A 1,179-nucleotide genomic window follows, 5' to 3' on the forward strand; every position below is an offset into this window, starting at 1 on the left:
CCTCGAATACATGACGGGCCAGGAACGGCGTGCCATGGCGCAGGGGATTCCGATGGGCGATCAATTGACCTGGCAGGTCGAGCGTGATGGCAGAGTCGTCGAACATCGACAGAAACCCTTCCCTTTCATCAGTTGCACGCGGTCTCGAGGGCGTGGCGCGGTCTTGCCGTCGGATGCGGCGTCACAGCGGGCGCAGGAGGGGATGCCGCCGGCGTCTCGGCGACATCCCCTGACTACGTGGCTGCGGAGGGATATCCTCCGAGCGATGCGGCCTACTTGCTGGCTGCGTCGAACGCGTCCTGCATCTTCTTTGCGGTGCTTTCTGGCGTGTCGGTCCCTAGCAGCAGCGACTGCACGCCTGAGTTCAGAGCGTCCTGCACTTCCGGCGCCCCGAGATTGGGAAGCTTCGCGTAGTTGCCGGAGGCGAGGAGGTCGGCGAATGCGGCTAGATCTGCTGGTGCCGTGTACTCGTCGTTCGGAATGATCGGCACCGAGGAGAACCCGTTGGCGTAGATGACCGACTGAGCGGGCTCGGCGAGAAACGCCATGAATGCTGCCGCCGCTGTCGGATTCTTCGCGGCAGAGTTGGCAGCGATGGTGTAGCCGGGGAGGGCGGTGATGTAGAGCTCCCCGTCGTTGGACGCCGGAATCCCAGCGATCACGAAGTTGCCGTCGGGGTTAGCAGTGACCATCGGTGATTTCGCGGCGCCGACGTCGACGAGCCCGAGTGCCTGGCCGGCGGCGACGGCGTTGCCGCCTTGCGTCCGGTCTCGTCCGAGCGCTCCCTCACCAAAGCATCCCTTGTCGTTCATCTTCTTGTAGATCTCGAACTGCTCGACCCACTTGGAGTCCTGGTAGGTGGTGGTACCAGCGTCCAGTTGCTCTTTGAAGTCCGGGTTGGGTCCGTAGACCAGGGATGCGGTCTGGCCGAATGACAGCATCTGGGGGCCGGCTGGATCACCCAGTCCCTGGGCGTAGGCGTAGAGCCCGGCCGCTTTGGCGTCTTCGCAGAGCTGGTAGACCTCATCGAGAGTTTTGGGGATCTCAAGTCCGGCCTTGTCCAGCGCATCCTGGTTGTAGATGGCGGCAAGTGACTGCGCTGCGCCCGGGTAAGCGTAGGTGGCGCCCTCGAAGTCCGTCTCTGAACGCCAGGCATCTGGAATGTCTTTGGTCCAAGCC

1 protein-coding gene is annotated in these 1,179 nt (G+C 63.3%); it reads right to left on the reverse strand.

Annotated features, from left to right (window positions below; genetic code table 11):
* Positions 1-272: 272 nt before the first annotated feature.
* Positions 273-1,179: ABC transporter substrate-binding protein (locus tag AC1DP3_RS18295; RefSeq protein WP_477295795.1), on the reverse strand; the 907-nt coding region annotated here is incomplete at its 5' end.

It is taken from the genome of Microbacterium sp. P5_B6, assembly GCF_056400345.1.